The following is a 21,477-nucleotide window of genomic DNA, read 5'->3' as shown; positions in this document are numbered from 1 at the left end:
GGGGACATTCCTTGAGGCATCGCCGTTACAAACGGATCACATTTTGTCGGAAACACCGTCGTTTCAAGGAGGAGCGTATGTGGCCCAAGCTGGTTTTCTGTATTTTCCTGATCCTTTTCCCCATCGCCATAGTTGTGGCGCAGGACGAGGGACCGACTGGTCCGGCTGGCCCCGTCCCCGTCGATCCGAACGTCGACGTGGCCGCGGTGAAGCCCGCCGGCCCCGCTGATCCCGAGGCCAAGCTGGTCGGCGGTATGTCGATCCTCGGCAACAAGGAGGCGCCCATGTCGCTCTTCATCGTCCCTTGGAAGACCTCCGAACTCGGTGCCGAGACCAGCCTCGCCAGGACTCTCACTGAGCGGCAGGTGCCGGTGGACCGGGACGTCTTCCTGCGGGAGGTCGCCTTCTACGAGGTGAGCACCGGGAACAAGGGGCAAGCGGCGGCAGGCCCGCGCTCCAACTGAAGGTAAATAACCGCATACTGCGGATCAACTGACCCAAGAGGGTCACTGAGGAGGAAGTGATGCACACGATCGTAAGGTTTTTTCAGATGGGCGGGTTCTTCATGTTCCCAATTCTGCTGGTGCTGTCCGCCGGTATCGCCATTTCCGTGGAACGCTGGATCCATCTGGGCCGCGTCAAGAAGGAAAACACCCATATGTGGGACGAGGTGCATCCGGTGCTGGCCGAGGGTGATTTCGACAAGGCCCGGGAGATGGTCAACCAGGACAACTCGGCCATCGCCCAGATGCTCAGCATGGGCCTGGCGCGCCAGGGGGCGGTCAGGCGTCGCGAGGATATCGAGATCGCCATGGAAGAGAGCCTCATGGAGATCATCCCCCAGTTGGAGAAGCGCACCCCGTACCTGGCGCTCCTCTCCAATATCGCCACCCTGTTCGGGCTTCTGGGCACCATCATGGGCCTCATCAGCGCCTTCACCGCGGTCGCCAGCGCAAGCCCCGCCGAAAAGGCGGCACTGCTTGCGGCCAGTATCTCGGAAGCGATGAACTGCACCGCCTTCGGCCTCATGTCCGCCATTCCGCTGCTTTTGATCCACGCCCGCCTCAATTCGACCACGGGCCAAATCGTCGGGAGCCTGGAGATGGTGTCGGTGAAGGCACTGAACTCCATCTCCACCTTCAGCAAGCGCGCGTACTGAGAGATCTTCACCTTCAATTGACAGGAGCCGGTTATGGCCAGACGTAGAAGAAGGCAGAAAGAACAACAACACGAAGACATCATGGAGATCCTGAACCTGACTCCGATGATGGATGTCTTCACCGTGTTGGTCGTCTTTTTGCTCATAACTGCGGTCTTTACGAGTATCACCATCATGGAATTGAGCGTTCCGACCAGCGCCGGCGCATCCGCCGCAACCCCGCCCAACTTCGCCATCGAGGTGATCGTGCGCAAGTCGGGACTGGAGATCGCCAACGGCAAATCCGTAGAGGCCGCCATACCGAAGAAAGACGACAAATACGACCTTGAGAAGCTCTCCGAGATAATGCGCCGCCTGAAAGCGCAGTACCCGGACAAGGAAGACGCCTCGGTCCTGATGGAGCCGAAGGTCGAATACGATCACCTGGTCCAGGTCATGGATACGGTGAGGGGCGCCGAGGTGCGGACCCCCGGCAGCAACCAGGTCGCCCGGGTCGTACTCTTTCCCAAGATATCCATAGGAGACGCGCCATGAGAGAAAGCAGACGCTTGAAGCGGCTGGAGCGCAACAACAACCGCCACCAGGCATTCCTGAACCTGATACCCATGCTGGATGTGCTTTCGGTCCTGGTGTTCTTCCTGCTCTTCCACTCGTTCAACGGCGACATGCCGGAACAGCGGCTCGCGCTGCCGACCTCGGTGGTCGAGACCAAGCCGAGGGGGACCGTGGTGGTCTCGGTCACCCCGGAAGCGGTGGTGGTGCAGGGGCAGACCGTGGCGCGCACCGCAGACCTCTATGACGACCGCATCGGGACGGTCCGGGAAGTCACCGATCGGCTGGACCAGATTGAGAACAGTCTGAAGGCGACCGGGCACGGGGACGCCGCCAACGAAACGAGGGAAGTCACGCTGTTGGCCGACAAAGCCATTCCGTTCAAGGTACTTAAAAAAATAATGACGAGCTGCACGGCTTCTGGATACGGAAAGATTTCGCTGGCCGTGATCCAGAAGGCTTCGCATGCCTAGCGGGTGCACTGTGAATACATCGTTACTGGAACAGGAATTGGCGCCACTGAACGCGCGCATCAAAGAGGTGGAGGGTACGCTCTCCGACCTGGAGATGCAGATGCGCGTGGCAGAGGCAGAGCTGGATATGTTTTCCGCCGATCGGCTGTGTTTCGACGCACTGCGGGACGCCTGCGACGCGCTGGAGCGTCTCGACTCGCTGGAAGTGAAGCAGCTTTTCTGGGGTGCGCTGCCGGAGATCAACGATCCGGAATTGCGCCTGTCCCGGATACGGAGCTCCGTCGCCAGGTTCGACGAGGAAATACGCGGAGCGCTGGAGAAAAAGACGGGGCTCAGGGCGCAGATGAACCAGCGCCTGGAGGAACTGGAAGTCCTGAGCGAGGACGTCCACGACGCCCACGCCAGGGACCAGCGGCGCGACGAGGAATTCCTGGTCGAGCGGGACGTTTCCCCGATCCCGGGGCGCACCCTGGTGATGCCCTGGAGCGATGACGAGGTGGTCGAGCGGCGCTACCGCCGCACCATGTGCAGCTCGATGCTGCTCGCCTTGCTCCTCGTCATCGTGGTCCTCACGGTGACCCTGCCGCCGCCGGTCCGTCCGGTGATCGTAGAGGTCCCGGAGCGGCTGGCGATGATGGTCCGGAAGGAGTACCACAAGCCGGAGCCGCCCCGCAAAGCCAAGGAGGAGAAAAAGGAAGAGAAGAAGGACGCCAAGAAGGAAGAGACGGCGGCAGGGAAGAAAGAGGAGAAGAAGCAGACCGCCGCGCAGGACAAGCCGGCGCCGGATCGGCCCAGAGAGGCCCCGGTCGAACAGACCGCTGCGCCCAAGAGATCCCAAAATACCGGCGTCCTGGCCTTCAAGGAGAGTTTCAAGGATCTGATCGACGAAAACCCCACCCCGAACCTCGGCGCCGAGGCGCGTCTGGCGAATCCCGCGAACTACGCGGCCGGACAGGCCCAGTCGAGCAGATCGATGGTAGCCATGCAGGGCGGAGGCCCGAGCGGTGGCGGCTACGGCGCGGTGAGCCGCAACGTCGGCAACGGCGGCAGCGGCGGGATCGGCGGTGCCGCGGTGAGCCGCAGCGTCGGCGGAGGCGGAAACGGCCGGCTGGGACGCGGCGACGCGGGCTTCGCCAAAGTCAAGAGCGGTATCTCCGGCCCGGGAGGCGGCAAGGAGGGCAGGCCGCTCAGCTCCGGAGGACGTGCCTCCCGCACCGACGAGGAGATCCAGATACTTTTCGACCGTTACAAGGCGGCCCTGTACCGCATCTACAACACCGAGCTGCGCAAGGACCCGACCCTGCGCGGGAAGATGGTGCTGCGGCTCGCCATCGAGCCAAGCGGCGTCGTTTCGGCCTGCTCGGTCGATTCCACCAACATGAACGCTGTCGCCTTCTGCGATCAGATCGTGGACAGGGTCAGGAAATTCAACTTCGGTCCCAAGGACGGGGTGCCTAAAACGACAATCCTGTACCCGATCGATTTCCTTCCTGCGCGCTGAGGCAGCGGCACATTCTACAGGAGGGGCAAGGAGGGCTGGAGATGGGCCTAATTATCGACACGCTGATTATCGGGCTGGGGGAGCCGACCATTTTGACCAAAGCTTTCCCCCGCTGCGAGGTGACAAGGCTTAGCGGGGCAAACTCGACAATGCAGAGGTATCGGGTTGCCCTGAAGGACGAGGACGAACAGCGCTACTTCGACTTTCTTCAGGACAACTGCATGGCGATGGCCTCAAACAAGTTCTATTTCAGGATTAAAAACGACGCATCGTTTGCAGAGAGGATGAGGGCGCGGCTTGCCACGGGCGGCTGCGGCAAGAAATAAAGCGATAGGCCCGGCACGGGCTGAAGGAGAAAACGGGAATGCTTTACCGACCGATGACCGGCGATTGCGCCGATGGCCTTGGCACGGATTGGCAGGAGGTGATGCGATGAGAATCACCGATGTGCTGATCCTGGGGCGTGCTGAACTGGATCTCCTGTGCGACGAGTACGTCGGTTGCAGGGTGGCCCGGTTGAGCCCCTCGTACAGCCTGATTCAGCAATACAGGATCACCATCGAGGCGGAAGATGAGGATTCATATTACAACTTCCTGCTGGACAACTGCATGGCGACGTCGTCTCACAACTTCTACTACAGGGTGAGATTGGACAAGGCCTTTTCAGAAAAAATAAGAAGGAGAAAAACGCTATGAAAAACATGAAACAGATCATCGTTCTCGCCTGTCTCGCCGGGATGGTTACCCTGGCATCGGGAACGGCTATGGCAGAAACCATCAACGGAAGAGCCGGCATCACCGGCAGACTTGGTTTCCTGATCCCGGCGGACAATGAAGCGGAGTTCGGCTGGGGAAACAACAAAACCGACACCGGCTTAGTCGGCGGCGCCGGGGTCATTTACGGCATTGACGGCAACTGGGCGGCTGAAGCCGACGTCACCCACTCGAGTTTCGGCTCTGACACCGGTGATTTCAACGTTACCGACGTATCGCTCGGTGCGCAGTACCGTTTCAGGGTCCCCGCAAACCGCAGGGTGGTCCCTTATGTCGGGGCGGGGCTGGACATCCTAATCTCCGACTATGACCCCAACGATGGGGCCTCCCTCCATGTCGACACTACTTTGGGCGCGCACGCAAAGGGTGGTGTCGATTATTTCGTCACCAAGGACCTGGCCCTTACCGCCGAGGCCAAATTCGTCCTTGCCCCTGATGCCGACATCACCTACCAGGGGCTCCACACCGGCGATTTCGATCCGTCGAGTTTTTCAGGAACCGTCGGCATACGTTATTTCTTCAACTGATGGGGAATTCCCCGTTTTTTCACAAATCATTGGGAGGTACCGCCATGACCCGCTTCATGATCCTGGTGCTGATCGCGCTTTTTCTTCCCGCTGCCGCCTTTGCCGGCGGACTTGAGGTTTTTATTTCCAACGTGAACGTCCAGGCCCGGGCAGACATGCCCGGGTTTTCGCTCGGGCTCAGCACCCAGTTCGGGGTGCCGGTGGCCCAGGTGCAGACGGTGGTTCGATCGGTTGCACAGCCCGCCGATGCCTTTATGATCCTGCAACTCGGCCAGATGTCACATCGGCCACCGGAGTCGGTGCTTGCCGTTTACCAACCCAACAGGAATAAGGGGTGGGGGGCCATCGCCAAGGAACTCGGCATCAAGCCGGGTTCTCGTGAGTTTCATGCCCTCAAGAGCGGGGACCTCTATTTCACCGGCACCAGCGCCGGGCGGGGCGGGGAACGCGGCGACGGGCCCGGCAACGGCCATCGCGGCGGACACGGCAAGGGACACAAGAATTCTTAGCACGGCCGAAGTGGCGCACTCTGTCGCTGCTCAGGACGGCTCTATAGGAGATGCCGCACCATGAAAATGAGTAAAGGTATCATTGCCGTGATAGTGGTTGGTAGCCTAATCGGAATCTGCGGCTGCAGGAAGGAGGGACCCGCAGAACGTGCCGGCAAGGACGTCGATAAGGCGGTCGAAAAAATCGGCACCGAGTTGGGAAAGGCCGGGGACGCGATCAAGAAGATGGGGCGATGACAGTCTGTCATGCCTTGCTGCCGGTTGTGGCACTGGCGGAGGATGAGGCGAAGTAGCGGCGCTGGAACCAGAAAGCGACATTGACCAGGGCGATCATCACCGGCACCTCGACCAGCGGCCCGATCACCGCGGCGAAGGCCGCGCCGGAGTTGAGGCCGAATACCGCCACGGCGACCGCGATGGCAAGTTCGAAGTTGTTGCTGGCGGCGGTGAAGGCGAGCGTGGTGGTCTTGGAGTAGTCCGCGCCCAGTTTCTTGCCGAGGTAGAACGAGACCAGGAACATGACCACGAAGTAGATCAGCATCGGGATGGCGATCCGGACCACATCGAGCGGGAGTTGTACGATCAGGCTTCCTTTCAGGCTGAACATCACCACGATGGTGAAAAGAAGGGCGATCAGGGTGATCGGGCCGATGCGCGGCACGATCACCCTGTGGTAGCGCTCCACCCCGAGCGTCTTCACACCGACCAGCCTGGTGACCGCACCGGCGATGCAGGGGATACCGAGGTAGATGAAGACGCTTTCGGCGATCTGCCTGATGCTGACCTCCACCGCGCTGCCGGCAAGGCCGAAATAGGGGGGGAGGACGGTAATGAAAAACCAGGCATAGACACTGTAAAAAAGAACCTGGAAGATGCTGTTGAACGCCACCAGCCCCGCCGCGTACTCCGTGTTCCCCTTGGCCAGTTCGTTCCAGACGATCACCATGGCGATGCAGCGCGCCAGGCCGATCATGATGAGGCCGACCAAGTACTCCGGCTTGTCCGGGAGGAAGACGATGGCGAGCGCGAACATGAGTACCGGTCCGATCACCCAGTTCTGTACCAGGGAGAGGCCGAGCACCTTCTTGTTCCTGAACACCTCTGGCATCTCCTCGTAGCGCACCTTGGCGAAGGGCGGGTACATCATGAGGATCAGTCCGCAGGCGATGGGGATGTTGGTGGTGCCGACCTGGAAGCGGTTGATGAAGGACTCCACCCCCGGCACCAGGTAACCGATGGCGACGCCGACGGCCATGGCGGTGAAGATCCAGAGGGTCAGCCAGCGGTCCAGGAAGGACAGTTTGCGGGAAAGATGTTCGCTCATTTGCCTCCTCCGAAGTATTCGAGGATCCAGAATTTGATTTCATCGCGCACGCGGCGGAACTCCGGCAGCACCTCCTCCTCGGTGCCGACGCGGCGCGAGGGATCGTCGAAGCCATGGTGGCAGCGTTGCGTGCCGCCGATGTACAGCGGGCATTTGTCGTTGGCATCCCCACACAAGGTCACCACGTAGTCGAAGCTCTCGCCGTCGAACTCGTCGAGCGTCTTGGAGCGGTGCATGGAGATGTCGATCCCGATTTCGGCCAGGACCTTGATGGCCAAGGGGTTGACGCGGGTAGACTCTGTTCCCGCCGAGTGGGCTTCGAAACCGCTCCCAAGCAGGTGGTTGGCCAACCCCTCCGCCATTTGGGAGCGGCAGGAGTTGTGGGTGCAAAGGAAAAGAACCTTCTTTTTCGGCATGTGGCTTCTCCTGCAGTCAACTTTTTTCACGGCCGCGACTATATCTGTGAATCCCAAAATGGTCAAGGTCACCACTGCAGGACCTCAAGTATAGTCAATCCCAAGCTTTAGCCGAAGCCTCGCCACGATCTCAACGCGGTTGCCGGTCCTTCGGTGCCGGTCGGAACAGGCATTGTGCTACAGCCCCCGAGTCGGCCTTTCCTGTCCGTTGGCTGCGAAATTTTTGTGACACGCGGCACAGCATATTTCATTTCCCTTGGTTCTGACCCAAGGTGTCATGTTCTTGGTGTCGCACCAGTCGCAGTACCAGATATAGCTGTCTCCTACCGCCAAAAGTTCCATGGCTATTCTCCTTTTCTTCATCTTTTTTTTGGTGCTCCCATGCTAGCGCGCCGATGTTGCAGTCGTGTTGCAGTCAGGTCAAATCCAACTGAAAAAGCATTGTTTTTTCGAGGGGTCGTTTCACCTGTTGATAAAGTCGTTGCCGCTGTGGATTCGTTACCAGCGTGTAACATGCCTGACAGCGTCAACCCGTCGCGTAGTTTGGGGACCTGTCTGTGAAGCGGTGGAAGATGGACCGTTACGGTTTAAGGATTGGGATGCTTTAGGTGGGCAAGGTGCGACCTTGTTGAAGTTGTAACAATCGGTTTTCTGGGGATAACCTCGTCCAAAGTGGGGGCACTCCGCCCATTGACAGGCAATTTTACTTTGGAGATAATTCCTCCTACCGGGACGGACTTCCCTGTTTCCGGAGTGGCAGGAGGGCCTTGTGCGCGAACGCGATTACTATCACTACGATGAGGAAGATCCTTGGGAAGGAGTGCGGCTCACCAAAGAAGGGATTCGGGCGCGTGCGACACTCATCTTCTATACGGCGCTGGTGAGTGCTCCTTATGTCGCTATCGTGGCCTTCGGAGGCTACGTCAGCGGGCTGATGTCACACGAGATCCTCGGCATCGCCTGCTACAACGCTATGATTTCGGCCATCTTCTTTTTCGACACGCTGAGAAACGCGGCGCATGACTGTTTCGAGAGGGCGCAGGCGGAAGGACTGGTGACCTGCCGCGAAGGCATACCGATCATCGATCCGAGTTACCCGCACCGCCGCCTGGCGCGGCTCGCGTTTGCCATACGGGGGCGGGTCGCGCGGGTGGTGCGGAAATAATAGTAGGACAAGAACTGCGGAATAAAAAAGGCCAGTCGCGCGACTGGCCTTTTTTGTTTTAGCGGCGAAAGGAAGTTAGCGCCCGGAGGAGTTCTCGATTGCCTTGCCGCCGCTTTGCATGTCTTCGCCGACGCCTTTAACGGTGTGGCAGCCAGCTAGGGTCCAGATGCAGGTCAGGGTAAGGATGACTGCCGTTGCAATTTTGCGTTTCATAATGACCTCCATTCCTGTGGTTAGCAAGAAAACCTCTCAGTTTTATTTGCGACAGCTAATGTTATCACGGCCGCCCAAAGATCGCAAACATACCCTGCCAGGCAGGAAGTCATGGGGCGCGGCCAAGCTTTACGGCATCGCATCTAATTGGGAAGCCATCGCAGTTAAATTGCACGGGGGCGCATTTGAAATTTTGATGAGGCGGTTAAGCGCGAGATCATCTGGTGGGAATTTGAAGCGGCTCGTAGTTTAGCGCTGCGAGATCACGTTTAGAATAACTACGGTCGTATTTAAATTAACTATGACCGCGTTTAAGATAAACATAGTCATAGTTATGTTAAACATGGTCTTATTTAACTTAAAGCAGGTCGTGTTTATTTTAAACGAAGCGGCTCATTAATGGCGCAGCTCCTTTGATGGGGTAAAAACGGGTGCATTGGCTCATGTGAAGACCTACTTCGGGATAAATCCACGGTGAGTAAGGTTCGCACGAAGGGCAGCATTTCTAAATACGGTGCCAATGGTGTGCGTGACAACCTGTATTGGTGTGCAACGCGACTCGCGTTTAGCATCTGCGCCCCTTGTTTATTTCAAACGCACCCCTACATTAGAAAAAGCAGGTCTAGTTTAAATTGAATGTACCCTTACATTAAGAAAAGTAGGTCGTGATTTTTTTGCGATGGTGTGGAGTGGGGTAGGCAGGTTGGGGGGCGCATATCCGTAGCGCCACGACATCAATAAAAAACCCCGATGTGGACACACCTGACCAAGGTGTGGTTCCATCGGGGGAGCTTGCAATGCCAGGAATGGTGATGGAGAGGCTGGCGGTGAAGAGGTGACCGCTGCAACCTCCTTGAGTTTACGATTAAACCGGTTTTGTGGTTCTGCGAGCTTTCTTCCTGGTCTTATAGGTGACCACCCCGGAGTTGAGCAGGGCTTTTACATCGTTTTCTTCGGCCATCACCGATGCGTACCGCAAAATTTTCTGGATGCGCCCACTGAGGTTTTCCCGGGCGGATTTGCGGGCTGCTATGTGCAGCCGGTTCCCGGTGCGACCGCTCTCGTACATCTGCCGGTACAAGTCCACATCGTTTTGCAGCACGCTCTGCGACCCGAGTTTGTCTTCCGGCCAGCGGTTCTTGAAGATCTCCAGGCTGAACAGGACTGGGAAGAAGATGTTGATGTTGGCAAGGTAGCTGGTGTCCGGGCCGGTTGAATTGAAACTGTAGTTGTCCATGGTTTACCTCCGTGCCTTGGTGTGGGTTGAACTCCTGCACGAGATCGTTTCACCCGTCGTGCCAAGCCAGAGGATTAGCAGAAAACAAATGTTAATTTGTTGATTATAATAAATTTTTGGAGCTTTAGGTGTTAGTGCCTTGAAATCCGCTTTCATCTTTGATTGTGCTACTCCCGCACAGGCCTGTAGCCCACTTGGCGGTTAAGTATCTAAGATGATTTGAATGTTTTAATTTGAACACCGGCTCAAAACTTGAACTCCTTATGCGCAAACACCCTCCTGCTAAGTCGGTACGGGCAGTTCACTAAAATGTGAGCTGAGGATGAAGGCATAAAAGTTCGACGGTATCGACCGCCCTTGGGATTATCTCCCTGAAGCCCTTTCAAGGGCTCTTCCGCCGCTCTGAATGTCTTCGCCAAAGCCTTTGACTGTGTGGCAGCCAGTCAGAGTCCACATGCACGCCAGGATAACGGCTACAGCTGCTGCTACTTTCCGCTTCATTGATCTCTCCTTTCCTGAGGGGGGTATGAACCTCGCACTTTGTCTCTATCTGTCTCAGTTATAAGTACTAGCACAACTTTTATTATTATAAAAGCACCCTTCCACCTAAGATGGAACAGACGCTTTGACTCATATAATGTGAAAGAGAAGGCAGCAGAGTGTCGGGATCTAGGGATACAAGTGTAAGACGCAAGAAAGGCCAGTCAATGTGACTGGCCTTTCTTTTAAATGGCGGAGAGATAGGGATTCGAACCCTAGGTACCTTTCGGTACACCTGATTTCGAGTCAGGCACCATCGACCACTCGGACATCTCTCCGGATATGCTCTTCTTGAGGAACGGCACTCCTCAGAGCAGAAAGATATACCTTATTCCAAAGAGAAATTCAACCCTGTTGTGGCACCCTGAGCTTAGTAGGTAAGTCCCGCGTAGAAATCCTGCAGAAATTGCCGCTGTGTCTTGGTCAGGACGCCCCTGGTGTCTATCTCCGAGAGAACGCGCCAGATGAGGCCGAGCTCGCTGAAAACCCGGAGCACGGCGGTGAGCTTGTGGCGCGAATGATCCTCCGACGCTATGGTCCCCTGCAGCAGTTCCTCGGTGTAGGTCGCCAGCCGCGTTATCTCATGGTGTGTGGCCATGAGGGAGTTAGGGGTTATTTCTTCTATTTGCATAGGCCCCTCGCAAAGCCGAAAAAGAGATTGGATGTCTTAAACTTTCGGCTTGGGGGCAAAAAAGGTTTAGGGGTTTTTTCTACTTTTTTTCAACTGTTGGAGGAAAACCGCTCCTGCTTCTTCTGCGCGCGCAACTTCGCGAAAAAGGCTGAGAGCATGCTGGAGGTTTCCTCGCCGCGCACGCCGGGGGTGAGAACGACGCTGTGGTTCAGCCTTTTGTCGTCGGAGAAGTCGAAGAGGGATCCAGCGGCGCCCCCTTTGGGGTCGTAGCTGCCGAAGACGACGCGGTCCAGCCGCGACAGGATGATGGCGCCCATGCACATGGTGCAGGGTTCGAGGGTGACGTAGAGGGTAGCACCGGTGAGGCGCCAACTGGCGAGCTTCTTCGCGGCCTTGCGGATGGCGATCATCTCGGCATGGGCGGATGGGTCCTGTTTGCTTTCGCGCAGGTTGTGCCCCCGCGCAATCACTACTCCGTCTTTCACTATCACGGCGCCGATCGGCACCTCGCCGATGGCTTCGGCCTTTTTGGCCTGGTCCATGGCTTTTCCCATCCAGTAGTGGTCGTCTTTGGTCATGCGGTCTTCTTCTCTAAATGTTGACGTAGAACCTGGAACATAGAACGTAGAACGTCCTTAAGCAGTTAGTGCAGCCCTTCGCCGGTAGTGGTCATGACGAGCTTGCCGTGTTTGACACCTTTGACGCCGATCAGTTCGTCGGCGATGCGGCGCACGTCGCGGGCCTTGCCGCGTACTACCAGGACCTCGAGGCAGTTGTGGGCGTCGAGATGGACGTGCAGAGCGGAGATGATCTGGTCGTGGTGGGCGTGCTGGTGCTCGGTGAGCTTGTCGGAGAGGTCGCGCACGTGGTGGTTGTACACCAGGGTCACCGTGCCGACGCCTTCTTTTTCACCTTCTTCCCAGTCGAGTTCGACCTGGGCGGCGCGGATAAGGTCGCGGATCGCCTCGGAGCGGTTGGCGTACCCCTTCTGCTCGATAAGCCGGTCGAAGCTCTCCAGCAACTGGTCGTCCATGGAAATGCCGAATCTGACTGTCTCGCCCATGTATGACTCTCCTTGAAAAAAGTGCCTTACTATACGTGAATCGGAGAGGAGAGGCAAGGGCAGCTCACGCAAAGCCGCAAAGGCGCAAAGGAAAAGGCAACCCCTGAGGGTTTGCCTTTCTTTGCGCCTTTGCGGCTTTGCGCGTAAAAACGGCCTTTGACTTATTTAAGATAACTGCGGATGCCGGGCTCGAAGTCAACGGGTTCGAAATGGAAGGTCTTGCGCCAACTCCCGTCGCAGGTGTTGCCTTGCACCAGCATGGCGATCTGGTCGGACGTGATGGGAAAGAAGGAAAAGCCCTCGAAGAAGGGAACGACCAGCCGCATGAGCGACAGCGGATTCTTTATCTTGGCGACGTGGCTCTTGCCGATGACGCGGCCGATGACGTCGAGAAGCTCGTTGTAACTGTACCGGTCGGGGCCGCATAGGTCGTATTCCTGGCCAATAGTCTCGGGCTTGTCCAGAGAATCGGCGAAGCAGCGCGCCACGTCGTCGGCGGAAATGGGCTGCAACTGGTATTCACCGTCGCCGATGACGGGTATGGCGGGGAAGCTGCGCATGTAGCCGGCCAGCATGTTGATGAACTCATCCTTGGGGCCAAAGATGATGGAGGGACGGAAGATGGTGTAGTCGAGTCCCGACTGGCGCACCAGTTCTTCCGCCTGGTACTTGCTCTTGAAGTAGCGGGCGGTGCTGTCGGGGCGGGTGCCCAGGGCGGACATCTGCAGGTGGCGGCGGACGTTCCCTTTCTTCGCGGCGGCGATGATGCTCCCGGTTGCTTCCACGTGCAGGCGCTGGAAGGTCACGCCGCGCCCTGAGAACTCCCTGATGATCCCCACGAGGTTAATGGTGGCATCGCAGCCGCGCACCGCTTCCTCAAAGGTTTCCGGTTTGGTGACGTCCCCCAGGATTTCCTCGACATCGGGCTCGATGCTCCCCAGGCCTTTGCGGTGCACCAACAACCGTAACCTGTGCCCGCGCGCCAGCAGCGCCTCTCTTACATGCCCCCCCACGAAGCCTGTGCCGCCAGCCAGAAAGATCAACATACTCGCCTCCGCCGCATCTAATTGCCTATACTGAGAGTCCCGAAGGTCAGCTTCGGACTCATAACAATAGCCGATAGTGTAGCAGGTGTTACTGGAATCTCCATTTAGCGGACAACGTGTATACAAAATCTTGTGCTCCGGCGTATCTTGTGTTAAAAAGCCTTTCACAACAAAGACTAGAGGAGACCCGCCATGGCTGAGCAAGGTGATGTCTGTTACACATTTGAAGCTGCGATCGAAATGGCTGCCCAGATGGAGAACGAAGGATTCCGCGCGTATTTAGCCGCGCTCCGCATCGTGAAAGATAAGGCTGCCCGTCAGATCATCAAGGAAGCCGCGTTTGACGAACTGGAGCACAAGCACCAGCTGGAGAAGGCGCTGGTTGAAGGGGAGATGAAGGGGGGCGAGGGGCTGCACCAGCCGGTGCCGACCATGAACCTCGACTACGTCCTGCCGAAAAAGGAGCTCCACCCGGATTCCACGGCGCGTGAAGCCATGGCCTACGCCATCCACCTCGAGAAGGGCTCCATCGACTTCTACGACCGGATGTCCCGCGGCTGCGAGGGCGCGCCCATGGCGGTCCTGTTCAAAAAGATGCTGGCGGACGAGTCCCGCCATCTTCAGGAGCTGGAAGACCTGTACGAGCAGCACTTCATGACCGAGAACTAGGTCCGGCCGGTCCAGGCCGCCTCGTGATACAAAAAAATCCCCTCCTTTTTCAGGAGGGGATTTTTTATTGCTGCTATGTAGCTTCGGCGGCTTCTAAAGGATCTCGACCAGCTTCAGGTCGAAGTTGAGCGCCTGGCCTGCCAGCGGGTGGTTGGCGTCGATGGTGATGGTTTCGTTGGTCACCTCGGTCACCGTCACGTTAAAGATCTGGCCGTCCTCCTGGGTAACTTCCAGTTGCTGCCCGAGTTCCGGGTTCATCTCCGGGGGAAGGTCGCCGCGGGGCACTACCGCCACCATTTCGTCCATCCTTTCGCCGTAGGCTTCGTCCACGGGGATGTGGATGGTTTTGGACTCGCCAACGGAAAGCCCTTTTACCCCGGCGTCGAAGCCCGGAATGACCTGCCCGGAGCCGATAACGAATTCCATCGGGCCGTGCCCGCAGCCGCAATCATCTTCGCCGCACTCGGAAGAATCGAACACCGTGCCGTCGTCCAATCTCCCAGTATAATGAACCTTTACGCGATCCCCGTCTTTAGCTTGTGCCATATTGTTCGCCTCCCATGTTTTGGATATAAGCTTCAGAGGGTATCAGATGGACCGACTTTTATCCACCGATTAATTGTCCCAGCTAATGCCCCGTCTGCCCGTCCCGATTGCTTACGTGCCCGCCGAATTTATCTTTTGTCAAATCCATCACGGAAATGGTATGTATCTACCTCTGGGGGATTCATGGAAACAAAGAACAGGACCACGCTTTTCAACGGCCTCGTGGTTGGCATCGAGCAGATGGACGTGCTCATCGGCGACCAGGGGTGGTACACCTACCAGGTCGTGCGCCATCCCGGCGGCGCCGGTGTGCTCGCGCTGCACGACGACGGCTGCGTCACGCTGATCCGGCAACTGCGTCCCGCGGTGGAGGACTTCCTGCTGGAGATTCCCGCCGGTAGGCTCGCCCCCGAAGAGCACCCGCAACTGTGCGCGGCCCGCGAGCTGATGGAGGAAACCGGGTTGGTGGCTGACAGTATCGTTTCCCTCGGCGTTATCCATCCCTCGCCCGGCGTTTTCGACGAGGTGGTGCACCTCTACCTCGCCACCGGTCTTTCCCAGGGGGAGGCCGCACCGGAGGCCTATGAGGAAATCTCCTGCCAGAAGATCCCCTTTGCCGACGCACTGGCGATGGCGGTTGACGGCAGCATTACCGACGGCAAGACCATCGCCGCGCTTTTACGCGCCCAGAGGCACCTGTCATGATGTTGACCGCACGGATAGACGCGGAGCAGGCGGGGCTCAGGCTGGATGACGCGGCGAAGCTGCTGTTCCCCCAGCTTTCCAAGGGGGAGATCCGCCGGGTTATCGACTGGGGCGGCTGCAACATCAACCAGGTGCTGGTCCGGGTCGCCTCGCGCCAGGTGAAGGAGGGGGACGAGGTCGCCCTCGGGTTGATGGAGGGCGAGCGCTGCATTGATCTTGTGTACCAAAAGCATGAGCTTTTGTACGAGGACAAGGATTTCCTGGCCGTGTACAAGGCGGCCGGCGTGAACAGCCAGCGTACGCCGTACCAGTTGAAGGGGACGGTGGAGTATGCGGTTGAGTGTTACATGAAGAGCATTGGGCTGCGCGACCCTTCCCGGGTGGTGCATCGCCTGGACCGCGGCACCAGCGGGGTCATGTTCTTCCCCAAGCACAAGCAGGCTGCGACGCTGATCTCAAACCTTCTCAAAGAGGGGAAGGTGCAGAAAACCTACTGGGCGTTGGTGTCGGGTTCCCCGGATCAGCAGAGCTGGAAGGTGGATGCGCCGTTGGACCGGGTCAGCAAGTTCCGCTACGGCGTCTCGCTCAGGGGGAAGCCGGCGCGCACCGTGTTCAACGTCCTGGGCGAGGGGGGTGGGGTGACCGCCATAGAGGCGAAGCCGCTTACCGGGCGCACCCACCAGATCCGCGTGCACCTGGCCCATTCCGGCTTTCCCATCATCGGTGACGAGAGCTACGGGGGGATTCCTGCCAGCAGAATGATGCTGCATTGCCGGGCCATGCGTTTCACCGGGCCGCGCGGCAAGATCATCGAGGCAGTGGCGGCGCCTGACGCGGAGTTCCTGGAGGTGGCGCCGCAAGGGGCGTTCGAGCAGCCGCAGATAGAGGCAACAGCATATTAACAGGGATAAAAGTGATGAAGGGGATAACGGTATAACAAAAAGGTTTAGGTCGTATCCCTTTAATCCCTTTTATCCCTGTTAGATGGTTTTTTTACTACACGTAAGATAACGGAGGGTTTATGAAGAAGACATTGTTGATTGCGCTGTTCCCGGTGGTGCTGCTGGTGGCGGGAGCCCTGGCGGTCTGGGGTGATGAGCAGCAAGCAGTTAAACCGGGCTGCGGCAACTGCGCCAAGATGCAGCAGCAGGTCCAGCAGGCGCCGTGCGCGAACTGCCCCAAGGCGGCTGCCATCGAGCAGGGTGCCGCCCCGTGCGCCAACTGCCCGAAAGCGGCTGCTGCCGAAAAGGGTGCCGCTCCCTGCGCCAACTGCCCGAAGCAGGACGCCGCTGCCAAGCCGGCGTGCGACAAATGCGCGAAGGGCGCGGCCGCCCCTGCCGCACAGCCTGCATGTGACAAGTGCCAGAAGCTGAAGGGTGCGGAAGCTGCCCCCGCGGCTGGCTGCGCCAAGTGCGCCAAACTGCAGAAGGACCAGGCAGCTGCGGACCAGCCGGTCCAGAAGGAGTGCTGCAAGAAGAAGGCACTGTAAATCGTTCGGCACGGGCTTTAGCCCTGACGGCGCGAATAAAGAAGGGGACTGGCTCAAGGGCCAGTCCCCTTCTTTATGTCTGATCCGGAATTCGGGGGGGCTTTTCGAAAACAATTTCCCCTCCGGCGTGTTTCCACGAAGTGCTACACCTGAATAATGGTTCTCCCCTTCGCAAAGGGGAGGACGCGGGTTCACCTTTATGAAGGGGAGAGGAACCAAGGCAGCTCATCCTGGAATTATCTGAAGAACCTTTACGATAGCGGCCACTTGCTTGTGTGCGGGTCGAAAGGCTGCTGCGCCCCTGCGGCAGGATTGTCGATGAGGACGGCTCGCACCGGTGCCCCGTCACCATCCTTCAGCTTCAAGGGGAGACAGATCAACTGGTATTCGCCTGGGGCGACTCCGCTCAGATTCACTCCCTCGATCACCGGAATGCCGCCGTTCAAAAGAATCCTGTGCACCTCGCCGTCCCCGTCCATCGGTTCCACCGAAAGGTAATCGACCGCGACCAGTTTCACCTTCATGTGGTGCAGGTAGTGCGCGCCCTCCACGGTCAGCGCGGCGAAGTCGCGGCGAAACTCCCGCTCGCCCCAAAACTCCGAGTTGCCCGTCTTGATCAATAGCCGCTCAACGCCCTTCAACTCAAGCGGTTCGAGTTCCCTCGTCCCGATCTTCTTGGCGTTGGGGATCTCCACCACCCGCGCCTGGCCGATAAGGAGATCGAGCGGAATTTCATCCACCGTGATGCCGGCGTCGTTGAAATGGCGGGGGGGGTCAATATGGGTACCAGAGTGGGTGCCCAGCGTGATGCGGGACAGGTTGGCTGTGTCGCCCTTGGCAATGCGGTGCCACGGCTCGACGGTAACGGAAGGGTCGCCCGGGTAGGAGGGGAGATCGGGTGACAAAGCGACGCTGATGTCGTGGATTCTCATGGGGCACCTCCCGGAAGAGCTTAATGTGAAGCAGGACCCGCAAAGTATAACGCAAGACGGCCTCACGCAAAGGCGCAAAGTCGCAAAGAAAGGCTGCAAAAACAAACAGGGACAAAAGGGTGAGGGGACGCGCCCCTAACCGGGGTTATCCCTTTCATCCCTTTTATCCCTGTTAATTGTCTTTCGCTCTACTCGATTTCTGCGATCAACCGCTCGAGGTCCGCTTCGTTGAAGCGGTAGCGTTCACCGCAGAATTCGCAGGTGACCTCGGCGCCGTGCTGCTCCTTGAGTATGCCGTTAAGCTCCTTCTTTCCCATCGAGATCAGCACCCGCTCGATGCGCTCCCTGCTGCAACTGCAGGCGAATCCGATGGCGCGCTTCTCCAGGACGTCGTACTCCATGCCGGCCAGGAGCATCTCCAGGATCTCCTCCGGCGTCTTGCCGTCGCGCAGCAACTCGCTCAAAGGGGGGAGCTTTTCGATATGGTCCATCAGTTCTTCGACCACCAGGGGGTCGATCGGGGGGACGGCCTGGATCAGGAAGCCGCCACACGCGCCGACCGTGCCGTCCTGCTCGATGAACTCGGCGATGCCGACCGCGGACGGGATCTGCTCGGATTCCACCAGGTATAGGGCGAGGTCTTCGGCGATGCCGCTGGTGTAAAGCTGCACGGTGCCGCGGTAAGGTTCCTTGAGTCCCAGGTCCTTGGCGACGGTGAGAAAGCCGGCACGACCGAGGGCGTTGGGGACATCAAGGGCGCCGTCGGGACGAAGCAGGTGCACCTGAGTGTCGCCCACGTAGCCGCGCACGGTTCCGTCGCTGTCAGCTTCGATGACGATCTTCTTGAGCGGGCCGTTCCCCTCGAAGCGCAGCGCCACCCGCTGGCCGGTTTTTAGCATGGCGCCCATGAGCGCGCCCGCGGTGAGGGAGCGTCCCAGGGCGGCGGTAGCCGTGGGGAGCGTGCCGTGGCGCCGGCAAACGTTGCTGACCGTGTCGGTGGTAACGCAGGTGAGGGCCCTCACCGTCCCGGACTTGGCTATAGCGCGCACCAGATAATCTGTCATAGAACCACCCCCACCCTTCCTCCTATTTCACCCCGCTTCAGCCAGAGCTCTTTCAATGTAATGTAATCCCAGATGCAGATCCCTTTCACCCGGTGGGCGAAAAGTTCGGCCAGGCGCGGCACCTGGTTCAGGTCGCACACCAGCAGGTCCCCCATCATGCTCAGCGACGGAATCCTCTGCACCACCTTCCTGGTCAGCCAGTCGAGGTCGAGCGGCGCCACCGGGCCGAGCTTCAGGAACACGCATTTGCGGGTGGTGCTGAACTCAATCCCCTCTATGGTGAAGCTGGCGGAAAAAGGGATGGCGAAGGGGACCAGCCGCTTCTTCAGCCGACCCGAAAGCTCGCAGTACCCGTTTTCGATGGCGACCTTGAACTCCACCAGTTCGTCGTCCAGCGCCTTGTCCAGGAACTCGCGCTGCAGGTATTCCTGCGTGATGCGGAATTCCCGGCGCAGCAGGAGGTCCTTGAGGCTCTGCTCCTGCACCAGCCCCATGAAGGCGGGATCGTTGAGCCGATCCTGGATGCGCCCCTTGATCTTGTCGATGATCCCCACGTCTTACACCAGCCCGGTGCTGAAGTTGAACTCCGAGGCGCCCGGTACCGCGACCCCCTTGCGGTACGCCTCCAGCACCCGCTCGCGCTCCTGCTGCTGCAGCGCGGAGAGGTCGAGCAGGAACTTAGCGCAGCCGAGCCCGCGCAGGTCGTTGCGGTACTGAGTCAGGGCGAACGGCGTCTGCGCGCTCACCACGGTCAGGTGGTCCTTGACCTTTACCGAATAGAGGTCGCCGCGGTCGGACGCGAGCGGCGCGTCCCCCTTCATGTCCTTGATGGCGATCTTCGAGGTGATCACCGGGATCGGCGCGAAGAGAAGCACGCCGCGGTCGATCTTCAGGTTGCTGGCGAGAAGCTGGGCCAGGTTGGCGCGGTCGTCCTCGATATAGAGGGTGGCGCGCGAGACGCCCAGTTCCTGCCAGGAGAGGAGCGCCTGGCTATTCAGCGAGAAGAGCCGGTAATCGGTGTTGAGCTCCGCGTCTGTTCCCTTGAAGAACTGGAAATGGGACAGGTTGGTGAGCTCGAAACGCTTGAAGCCCGCGCGCAGGATCCCCTGCACCGCGTCCTGGTAGAACGCGAGGTCCGCTTCGAAGATGATGAAGGGGAGCTGCCAGATGACCTTGTGCTCGCTTCCCTTCAGCTTGCGGGCGAAGGGGCCGAACTGGTGCAGGTTCGCCTTGGAGACAGGCAGCACCACCGTGTCGACCAGGTCGCGATGCAGCTCGTGCCACTCCTTGACGTGCTCGAGCTTTACTGCCAGTTCTTCTTTGCCGCGGGCGGCTCCGGGGCGCTTACCGACCAGGCTGGCCAGCGCCCTTGTCCGGTTCTGCGCGCTCCGGTCCTTGAGCGCGCCCAGTGACTGCTCGGAGAGCCAGGCGTAGAAGCGGCGCCGGATGTCCTTGAGGACGGGCGGGGGGATCATCAGCGCGGGGAAGCCGGGGGCCGACAGCGAGGACAAGGTGAACTCGGTATCGCCGCTCTTGGAGAACTGCGCGCGCAGCACCCCTTCCATGTCGCTGGTGCGGGAGGGCTCCAGTTCGCCGAGCTCAAATTCGGTGCTGAGTTCGCTGCCGAGCACCTTGGCGTCGATCTTCAGCTTTTGGTCCTGGTAGGAGAGGGTGAGCCGGCACGGGATGCTGCCCCCCTTCACCCCTTCCAACCTTCTCAGGCAGGCGTTCTCGCTCATGGTGAAGGCGGTCTCGGAGGAGACCTTGAACACCGAGTCGCCCAGCTTGAACGGGAAGGGGGACGGCGTCGCGACCAGGGTGTTTTCTTTGGCGTTCATCACCTTCTTGCCGCCCAGGTACAGCTCCTTGATGGTGAAGGCGCGGCCGGCCATGTCGCTTTTGGGTTGGACCCGGATCCGGTCGCCGACGTGTAGCGTGTCCTTGGTGTCGAAGCTGATCCGGTTGCCGCGGATCTCCCTGATGTCGCCGAGGTAACGCCCGGTGGCTCCCTTGATGGAAGGGGTGGCGATATCGGTCGGGGTGTGCGAAGCGAGAAAGCCCTTGGTCGGCACGCGCCCGAAGGAGAGTTTTAGGAGTTCCTTGGCCTCGGCCACCTTCGCCGCGTGTTGCCCCGGCGCCGCGTCCAGAACCATGCGGTAGGCCCCGATGACGCTTGCCACGTACTCCGCCGATTTCATCCTCCCCTCGATCTTGAGGGAATGGACGCCCGCCTCGATGAGCTGCGGGATCATTTCGATGCTGGAGAAGTCGTTGGTGGAGAGGTAGTAGCCTTCCTTTCCCTTGTGCTTGTATTGGCGGCGGCAGGGCTGCGCGCAGCGCCCGCGGTTGCCGCTGTGTCCTCCCAGGAAGGAGGAGAAGAAGCATTGGCCGGAGATGGAGAAGCAGAGGGCGCCATGGATGAAGCACTCGATCTCGGCGCGGCTCGCCGCCACGATGGTCTTGATCTCGTCGATGTGCAGCTCACGGGCCAGCACCACGCGCTCGAAACCGAGCTCCTCGAGCTGGCGCACGCCCAGCGAGTTGTGGATGGTCATCTGGGTCGAGGCGTGCAGCGGGATGCCGGGAAAGAACTCCCGCGCTAGGCGCGCGACGGCCATGTCCTGCAGGATGACACCGTCCACCCGCATCGCCTCCAGGGCGGCCAGGTTGTCGATCAGAAGCGGCAGTTCGTTTTCTTTGACGAGGGTGTTGAGGGTAACGTAGACCTTCCTGCTGTGGGCGTGGGCGTAGGAGGTCATGCGCTCCATCTGGGAGAGGGTGAAGTTCTTGGCCTTGGCGCGGGCCGAGAAGTCCCGCAGTCCGGCATAGACCGCGTCGGCGCCTTTCTCCATGGCGGCGAAAAAGGCTTCCAGCGAGCCGGCAGGCGACAGCAATTCGGGTTTATTGGTAACAGTACCGTTTAGTTTTAATGACATTCGCCT

The 21,477-nt window shown here is 59.1% G+C and carries 29 protein-coding genes and 1 tRNA gene; 15 read left to right on the top strand and 15 right to left on the bottom strand.

All coding sequences use genetic code 11. The features are described from left to right. The first annotated feature begins 77 nt into the window (after positions 1 to 77). From JFN90_RS15745 to JFN90_RS15700, 10 genes are all read left to right on the top strand, one after another. On the top strand, positions 78 to 464 hold the full coding sequence (locus JFN90_RS15745; RefSeq protein ID WP_199396079.1) for a hypothetical protein: 387 nt from the start codon (positions 78 to 80) through the stop codon (positions 462 to 464). Positions 465 to 523: 59 nt separating this feature from the next. Continuing rightward, the gene (locus tag JFN90_RS15740; RefSeq protein ID WP_199396078.1) at positions 524 to 1,159 is read left to right on the top strand and encodes a MotA/TolQ/ExbB proton channel family protein; all 636 of its coding nucleotides are present in this window, start codon (positions 524 to 526) and stop codon (positions 1,157 to 1,159) included. A 33-nt stretch (positions 1,160 to 1,192) separates the two neighbouring features. Further along, entirely contained in the window at positions 1,193 to 1,693 is a 501-nt protein-coding gene (locus JFN90_RS15735; RefSeq protein ID WP_199396077.1) for an ExbD/TolR family protein, read from the top strand. Continuing rightward, on the top strand, positions 1,690 to 2,184 hold the full coding sequence (locus JFN90_RS15730; protein ID WP_199396076.1) for an ExbD/TolR family protein: 495 nt from the start codon (positions 1,690 to 1,692) through the stop codon (positions 2,182 to 2,184). The genes JFN90_RS15735 and JFN90_RS15730 overlap by 4 nt, the downstream gene beginning before the upstream one ends. Positions 2,185 to 2,194: 10 nt before the next feature. After that, entirely contained in the window at positions 2,195 to 3,685 is a 1,491-nt protein-coding gene (locus JFN90_RS15725; protein WP_328755755.1) for an AgmX/PglI C-terminal domain-containing protein, read from the top strand. Positions 3,686 to 3,726: 41 nt separating this feature from the next. After that, positions 3,727 to 4,011 (top strand): hypothetical protein, encoded by a 285-nt coding sequence (locus tag JFN90_RS15720; protein WP_199396074.1) that lies wholly within the window; start codon positions 3,727 to 3,729, stop codon positions 4,009 to 4,011. Positions 4,012 to 4,117: 106 nt separating this feature from the next. Then, positions 4,118 to 4,381 carry a hypothetical protein gene (locus tag JFN90_RS15715; RefSeq protein WP_199396073.1) on the top strand — a complete coding sequence of 88 codons (264 nt, stop codon included), beginning with the start codon at positions 4,118 to 4,120 and terminating at the stop codon, positions 4,379 to 4,381. Positions 4,382 to 4,386: 5 nt separating this feature from the next. Then, positions 4,387 to 4,986 (top strand): porin family protein, encoded by a 600-nt coding sequence (locus JFN90_RS15710; protein ID WP_199396150.1) that lies wholly within the window; start codon positions 4,387 to 4,389, stop codon positions 4,984 to 4,986. Positions 4,987 to 5,030: 44 nt separating this feature from the next. After that, entirely contained in the window at positions 5,031 to 5,495 is a 465-nt protein-coding gene (locus tag JFN90_RS15705) for a hypothetical protein (RefSeq protein WP_199396072.1), read from the top strand. 60 nt (positions 5,496 to 5,555) lie between these two features. After that, positions 5,556 to 5,732 (top strand): hypothetical protein, encoded by a 177-nt coding sequence (locus JFN90_RS15700; RefSeq protein ID WP_199396071.1) that lies wholly within the window; start codon positions 5,556 to 5,558, stop codon positions 5,730 to 5,732. Between the two features lie 7 nt (positions 5,733 to 5,739). Here JFN90_RS15700 and arsB read toward each other — a convergent pair whose 3' ends face one another. After that, positions 5,740 to 6,819: an ACR3 family arsenite efflux transporter gene (gene arsB / locus JFN90_RS15695; protein ID WP_199396070.1), complete on the bottom strand. Its 1,080-nt coding sequence runs from the start codon at positions 6,817 to 6,819 to the stop codon at positions 5,740 to 5,742. Beyond that, positions 6,816 to 7,235 carry an arsenate reductase ArsC gene (locus JFN90_RS15690; protein WP_199396069.1) on the bottom strand — a complete coding sequence of 140 codons (420 nt, stop codon included), beginning with the start codon at positions 7,233 to 7,235 and terminating at the stop codon, positions 6,816 to 6,818. The genes arsB and JFN90_RS15690 overlap by 4 nt, the downstream gene beginning before the upstream one ends. Before the next feature lie 769 nt (positions 7,236 to 8,004). On the opposite strand from JFN90_RS15690, the gene JFN90_RS15685 reads away from it, so the two are divergent. Continuing rightward, positions 8,005 to 8,400, top strand: a complete 396-nt coding sequence (locus JFN90_RS15685; RefSeq protein ID WP_199396068.1) for a hypothetical protein — start codon at positions 8,005 to 8,007, stop codon at positions 8,398 to 8,400. A 75-nt stretch (positions 8,401 to 8,475) separates the two neighbouring features. Here the strand turns inward: JFN90_RS15685 and JFN90_RS15680 are convergent, their stop codons facing one another. The 8 genes from JFN90_RS15680 to JFN90_RS15645 form a co-directional block, all read right to left on the bottom strand. Continuing rightward, positions 8,476 to 8,613 carry an entericidin A/B family lipoprotein gene (locus JFN90_RS15680; RefSeq protein WP_199396067.1) on the bottom strand — a complete coding sequence of 46 codons (138 nt, stop codon included), beginning with the start codon at positions 8,611 to 8,613 and terminating at the stop codon, positions 8,476 to 8,478. Between the two features lie 865 nt (positions 8,614 to 9,478). Next, on the bottom strand, positions 9,479 to 9,850 hold the full coding sequence (locus JFN90_RS15675) for a hypothetical protein (RefSeq protein WP_199396066.1): 372 nt from the start codon (positions 9,848 to 9,850) through the stop codon (positions 9,479 to 9,481). A 363-nt stretch (positions 9,851 to 10,213) separates the two neighbouring features. Continuing rightward, positions 10,214 to 10,306: an entericidin A/B family lipoprotein gene (locus tag JFN90_RS15670; RefSeq protein WP_236019031.1), complete on the bottom strand. Its 93-nt coding sequence runs from the start codon at positions 10,304 to 10,306 to the stop codon at positions 10,214 to 10,216. 274 nt (positions 10,307 to 10,580) lie between these two features. Further along, positions 10,581 to 10,668: transfer RNA gene (locus tag JFN90_RS15665), tRNA-Ser, on the bottom strand. A 92-nt stretch (positions 10,669 to 10,760) separates the two neighbouring features. Continuing rightward, a complete protein-coding gene (locus JFN90_RS15660) occupies positions 10,761 to 11,021 on the bottom strand; it encodes a hypothetical protein (RefSeq protein ID WP_199396064.1) in 261 nt (86 codons plus the stop codon). A gap of 89 nt (positions 11,022 to 11,110) precedes the next feature. Further along, complete coding sequence (gene tadA, locus JFN90_RS15655) at positions 11,111 to 11,599, bottom strand: tRNA adenosine(34) deaminase TadA (protein ID WP_199396063.1); 489 nt, start codon at positions 11,597 to 11,599, stop codon at positions 11,111 to 11,113. Between the two features lie 65 nt (positions 11,600 to 11,664). Further along, positions 11,665 to 12,084: a nickel-responsive transcriptional regulator NikR gene (gene nikR, locus JFN90_RS15650; protein ID WP_012531991.1), complete on the bottom strand. Its 420-nt coding sequence runs from the start codon at positions 12,082 to 12,084 to the stop codon at positions 11,665 to 11,667. 161 nt (positions 12,085 to 12,245) lie between these two features. After that, positions 12,246 to 13,130 (bottom strand): complex I NDUFA9 subunit family protein, encoded by an 885-nt coding sequence (locus JFN90_RS15645; protein WP_199396062.1) that lies wholly within the window; start codon positions 13,128 to 13,130, stop codon positions 12,246 to 12,248. A gap of 192 nt (positions 13,131 to 13,322) precedes the next feature. Between JFN90_RS15645 and JFN90_RS15640 the strand changes: the two genes are divergently transcribed. Continuing rightward, positions 13,323 to 13,799, top strand: a complete 477-nt coding sequence (locus JFN90_RS15640) for a ferritin family protein (RefSeq protein ID WP_199396061.1) — start codon at positions 13,323 to 13,325, stop codon at positions 13,797 to 13,799. 93 nt (positions 13,800 to 13,892) lie between these two features. Here the strand turns inward: JFN90_RS15640 and JFN90_RS15635 are convergent, their stop codons facing one another. Continuing rightward, positions 13,893 to 14,345, bottom strand: coding sequence for an FKBP-type peptidyl-prolyl cis-trans isomerase (locus JFN90_RS15635; RefSeq protein WP_199396060.1), 453 nt, complete (start codon positions 14,343 to 14,345; stop codon positions 13,893 to 13,895). Positions 14,346 to 14,528: 183 nt separating this feature from the next. On the opposite strand from JFN90_RS15635, the gene JFN90_RS15630 reads away from it, so the two are divergent. The 3 genes from JFN90_RS15630 to JFN90_RS15620 all read left to right on the top strand — a co-directional run bounded on the left by JFN90_RS15630 (position 14,529) and on the right by JFN90_RS15620 (position 16,539). Then, the gene (locus tag JFN90_RS15630; protein ID WP_199396059.1) at positions 14,529 to 15,050 is read left to right on the top strand and encodes an NUDIX hydrolase; all 522 of its coding nucleotides are present in this window, start codon (positions 14,529 to 14,531) and stop codon (positions 15,048 to 15,050) included. Beyond that, positions 15,047 to 15,952, top strand: a complete 906-nt coding sequence (locus tag JFN90_RS15625) for an RluA family pseudouridine synthase (RefSeq protein WP_199396058.1) — start codon at positions 15,047 to 15,049, stop codon at positions 15,950 to 15,952. Before JFN90_RS15630 ends, JFN90_RS15625 begins: the two co-directional genes overlap by 4 nt. A gap of 119 nt (positions 15,953 to 16,071) precedes the next feature. Beyond that, complete coding sequence (locus JFN90_RS15620; protein ID WP_199396057.1) at positions 16,072 to 16,539, top strand: hypothetical protein; 468 nt, start codon at positions 16,072 to 16,074, stop codon at positions 16,537 to 16,539. Between the two features lie 251 nt (positions 16,540 to 16,790). Here the strand turns inward: JFN90_RS15620 and JFN90_RS15615 are convergent, their stop codons facing one another. The 4 genes from JFN90_RS15615 to JFN90_RS15600 all read right to left on the bottom strand — a co-directional run bounded on the left by JFN90_RS15615 (position 16,791) and on the right by JFN90_RS15600 (position 21,471). After that, positions 16,791 to 17,471: a cyclase family protein gene (locus JFN90_RS15615; RefSeq protein WP_199396056.1), complete on the bottom strand. Its 681-nt coding sequence runs from the start codon at positions 17,469 to 17,471 to the stop codon at positions 16,791 to 16,793. A gap of 188 nt (positions 17,472 to 17,659) precedes the next feature. Then, positions 17,660 to 18,535, bottom strand: a complete 876-nt coding sequence (hslO, locus tag JFN90_RS15610) for an Hsp33 family molecular chaperone HslO (RefSeq protein WP_199396055.1) — start codon at positions 18,533 to 18,535, stop codon at positions 17,660 to 17,662. Further along, positions 18,532 to 19,089 carry a hypothetical protein gene (locus JFN90_RS15605; RefSeq protein WP_199396054.1) on the bottom strand — a complete coding sequence of 186 codons (558 nt, stop codon included), beginning with the start codon at positions 19,087 to 19,089 and terminating at the stop codon, positions 18,532 to 18,534. Before JFN90_RS15605 ends, hslO begins: the two co-directional genes overlap by 4 nt. A 3-nt stretch (positions 19,090 to 19,092) precedes the next feature. Beyond that, on the bottom strand, positions 19,093 to 21,471 hold the full coding sequence (locus JFN90_RS15600; RefSeq protein WP_199396053.1) for a peptidase U32 family protein: 2,379 nt from the start codon (positions 21,469 to 21,471) through the stop codon (positions 19,093 to 19,095). Between the last annotated feature and the right edge of the window lie 6 nt (positions 21,472 to 21,477).

Origin of the sequence: Geomonas propionica, assembly GCF_016458235.1 — a bacterium.
Classification (GTDB): domain Bacteria; phylum Desulfobacterota; class Desulfuromonadia; order Geobacterales; family Geobacteraceae; genus Geomonas; species Geomonas propionica.
The sequence above is the reverse complement of the archived record's forward strand: the minus strand, read 5'-3'. Positions and strand labels throughout refer to the sequence as shown.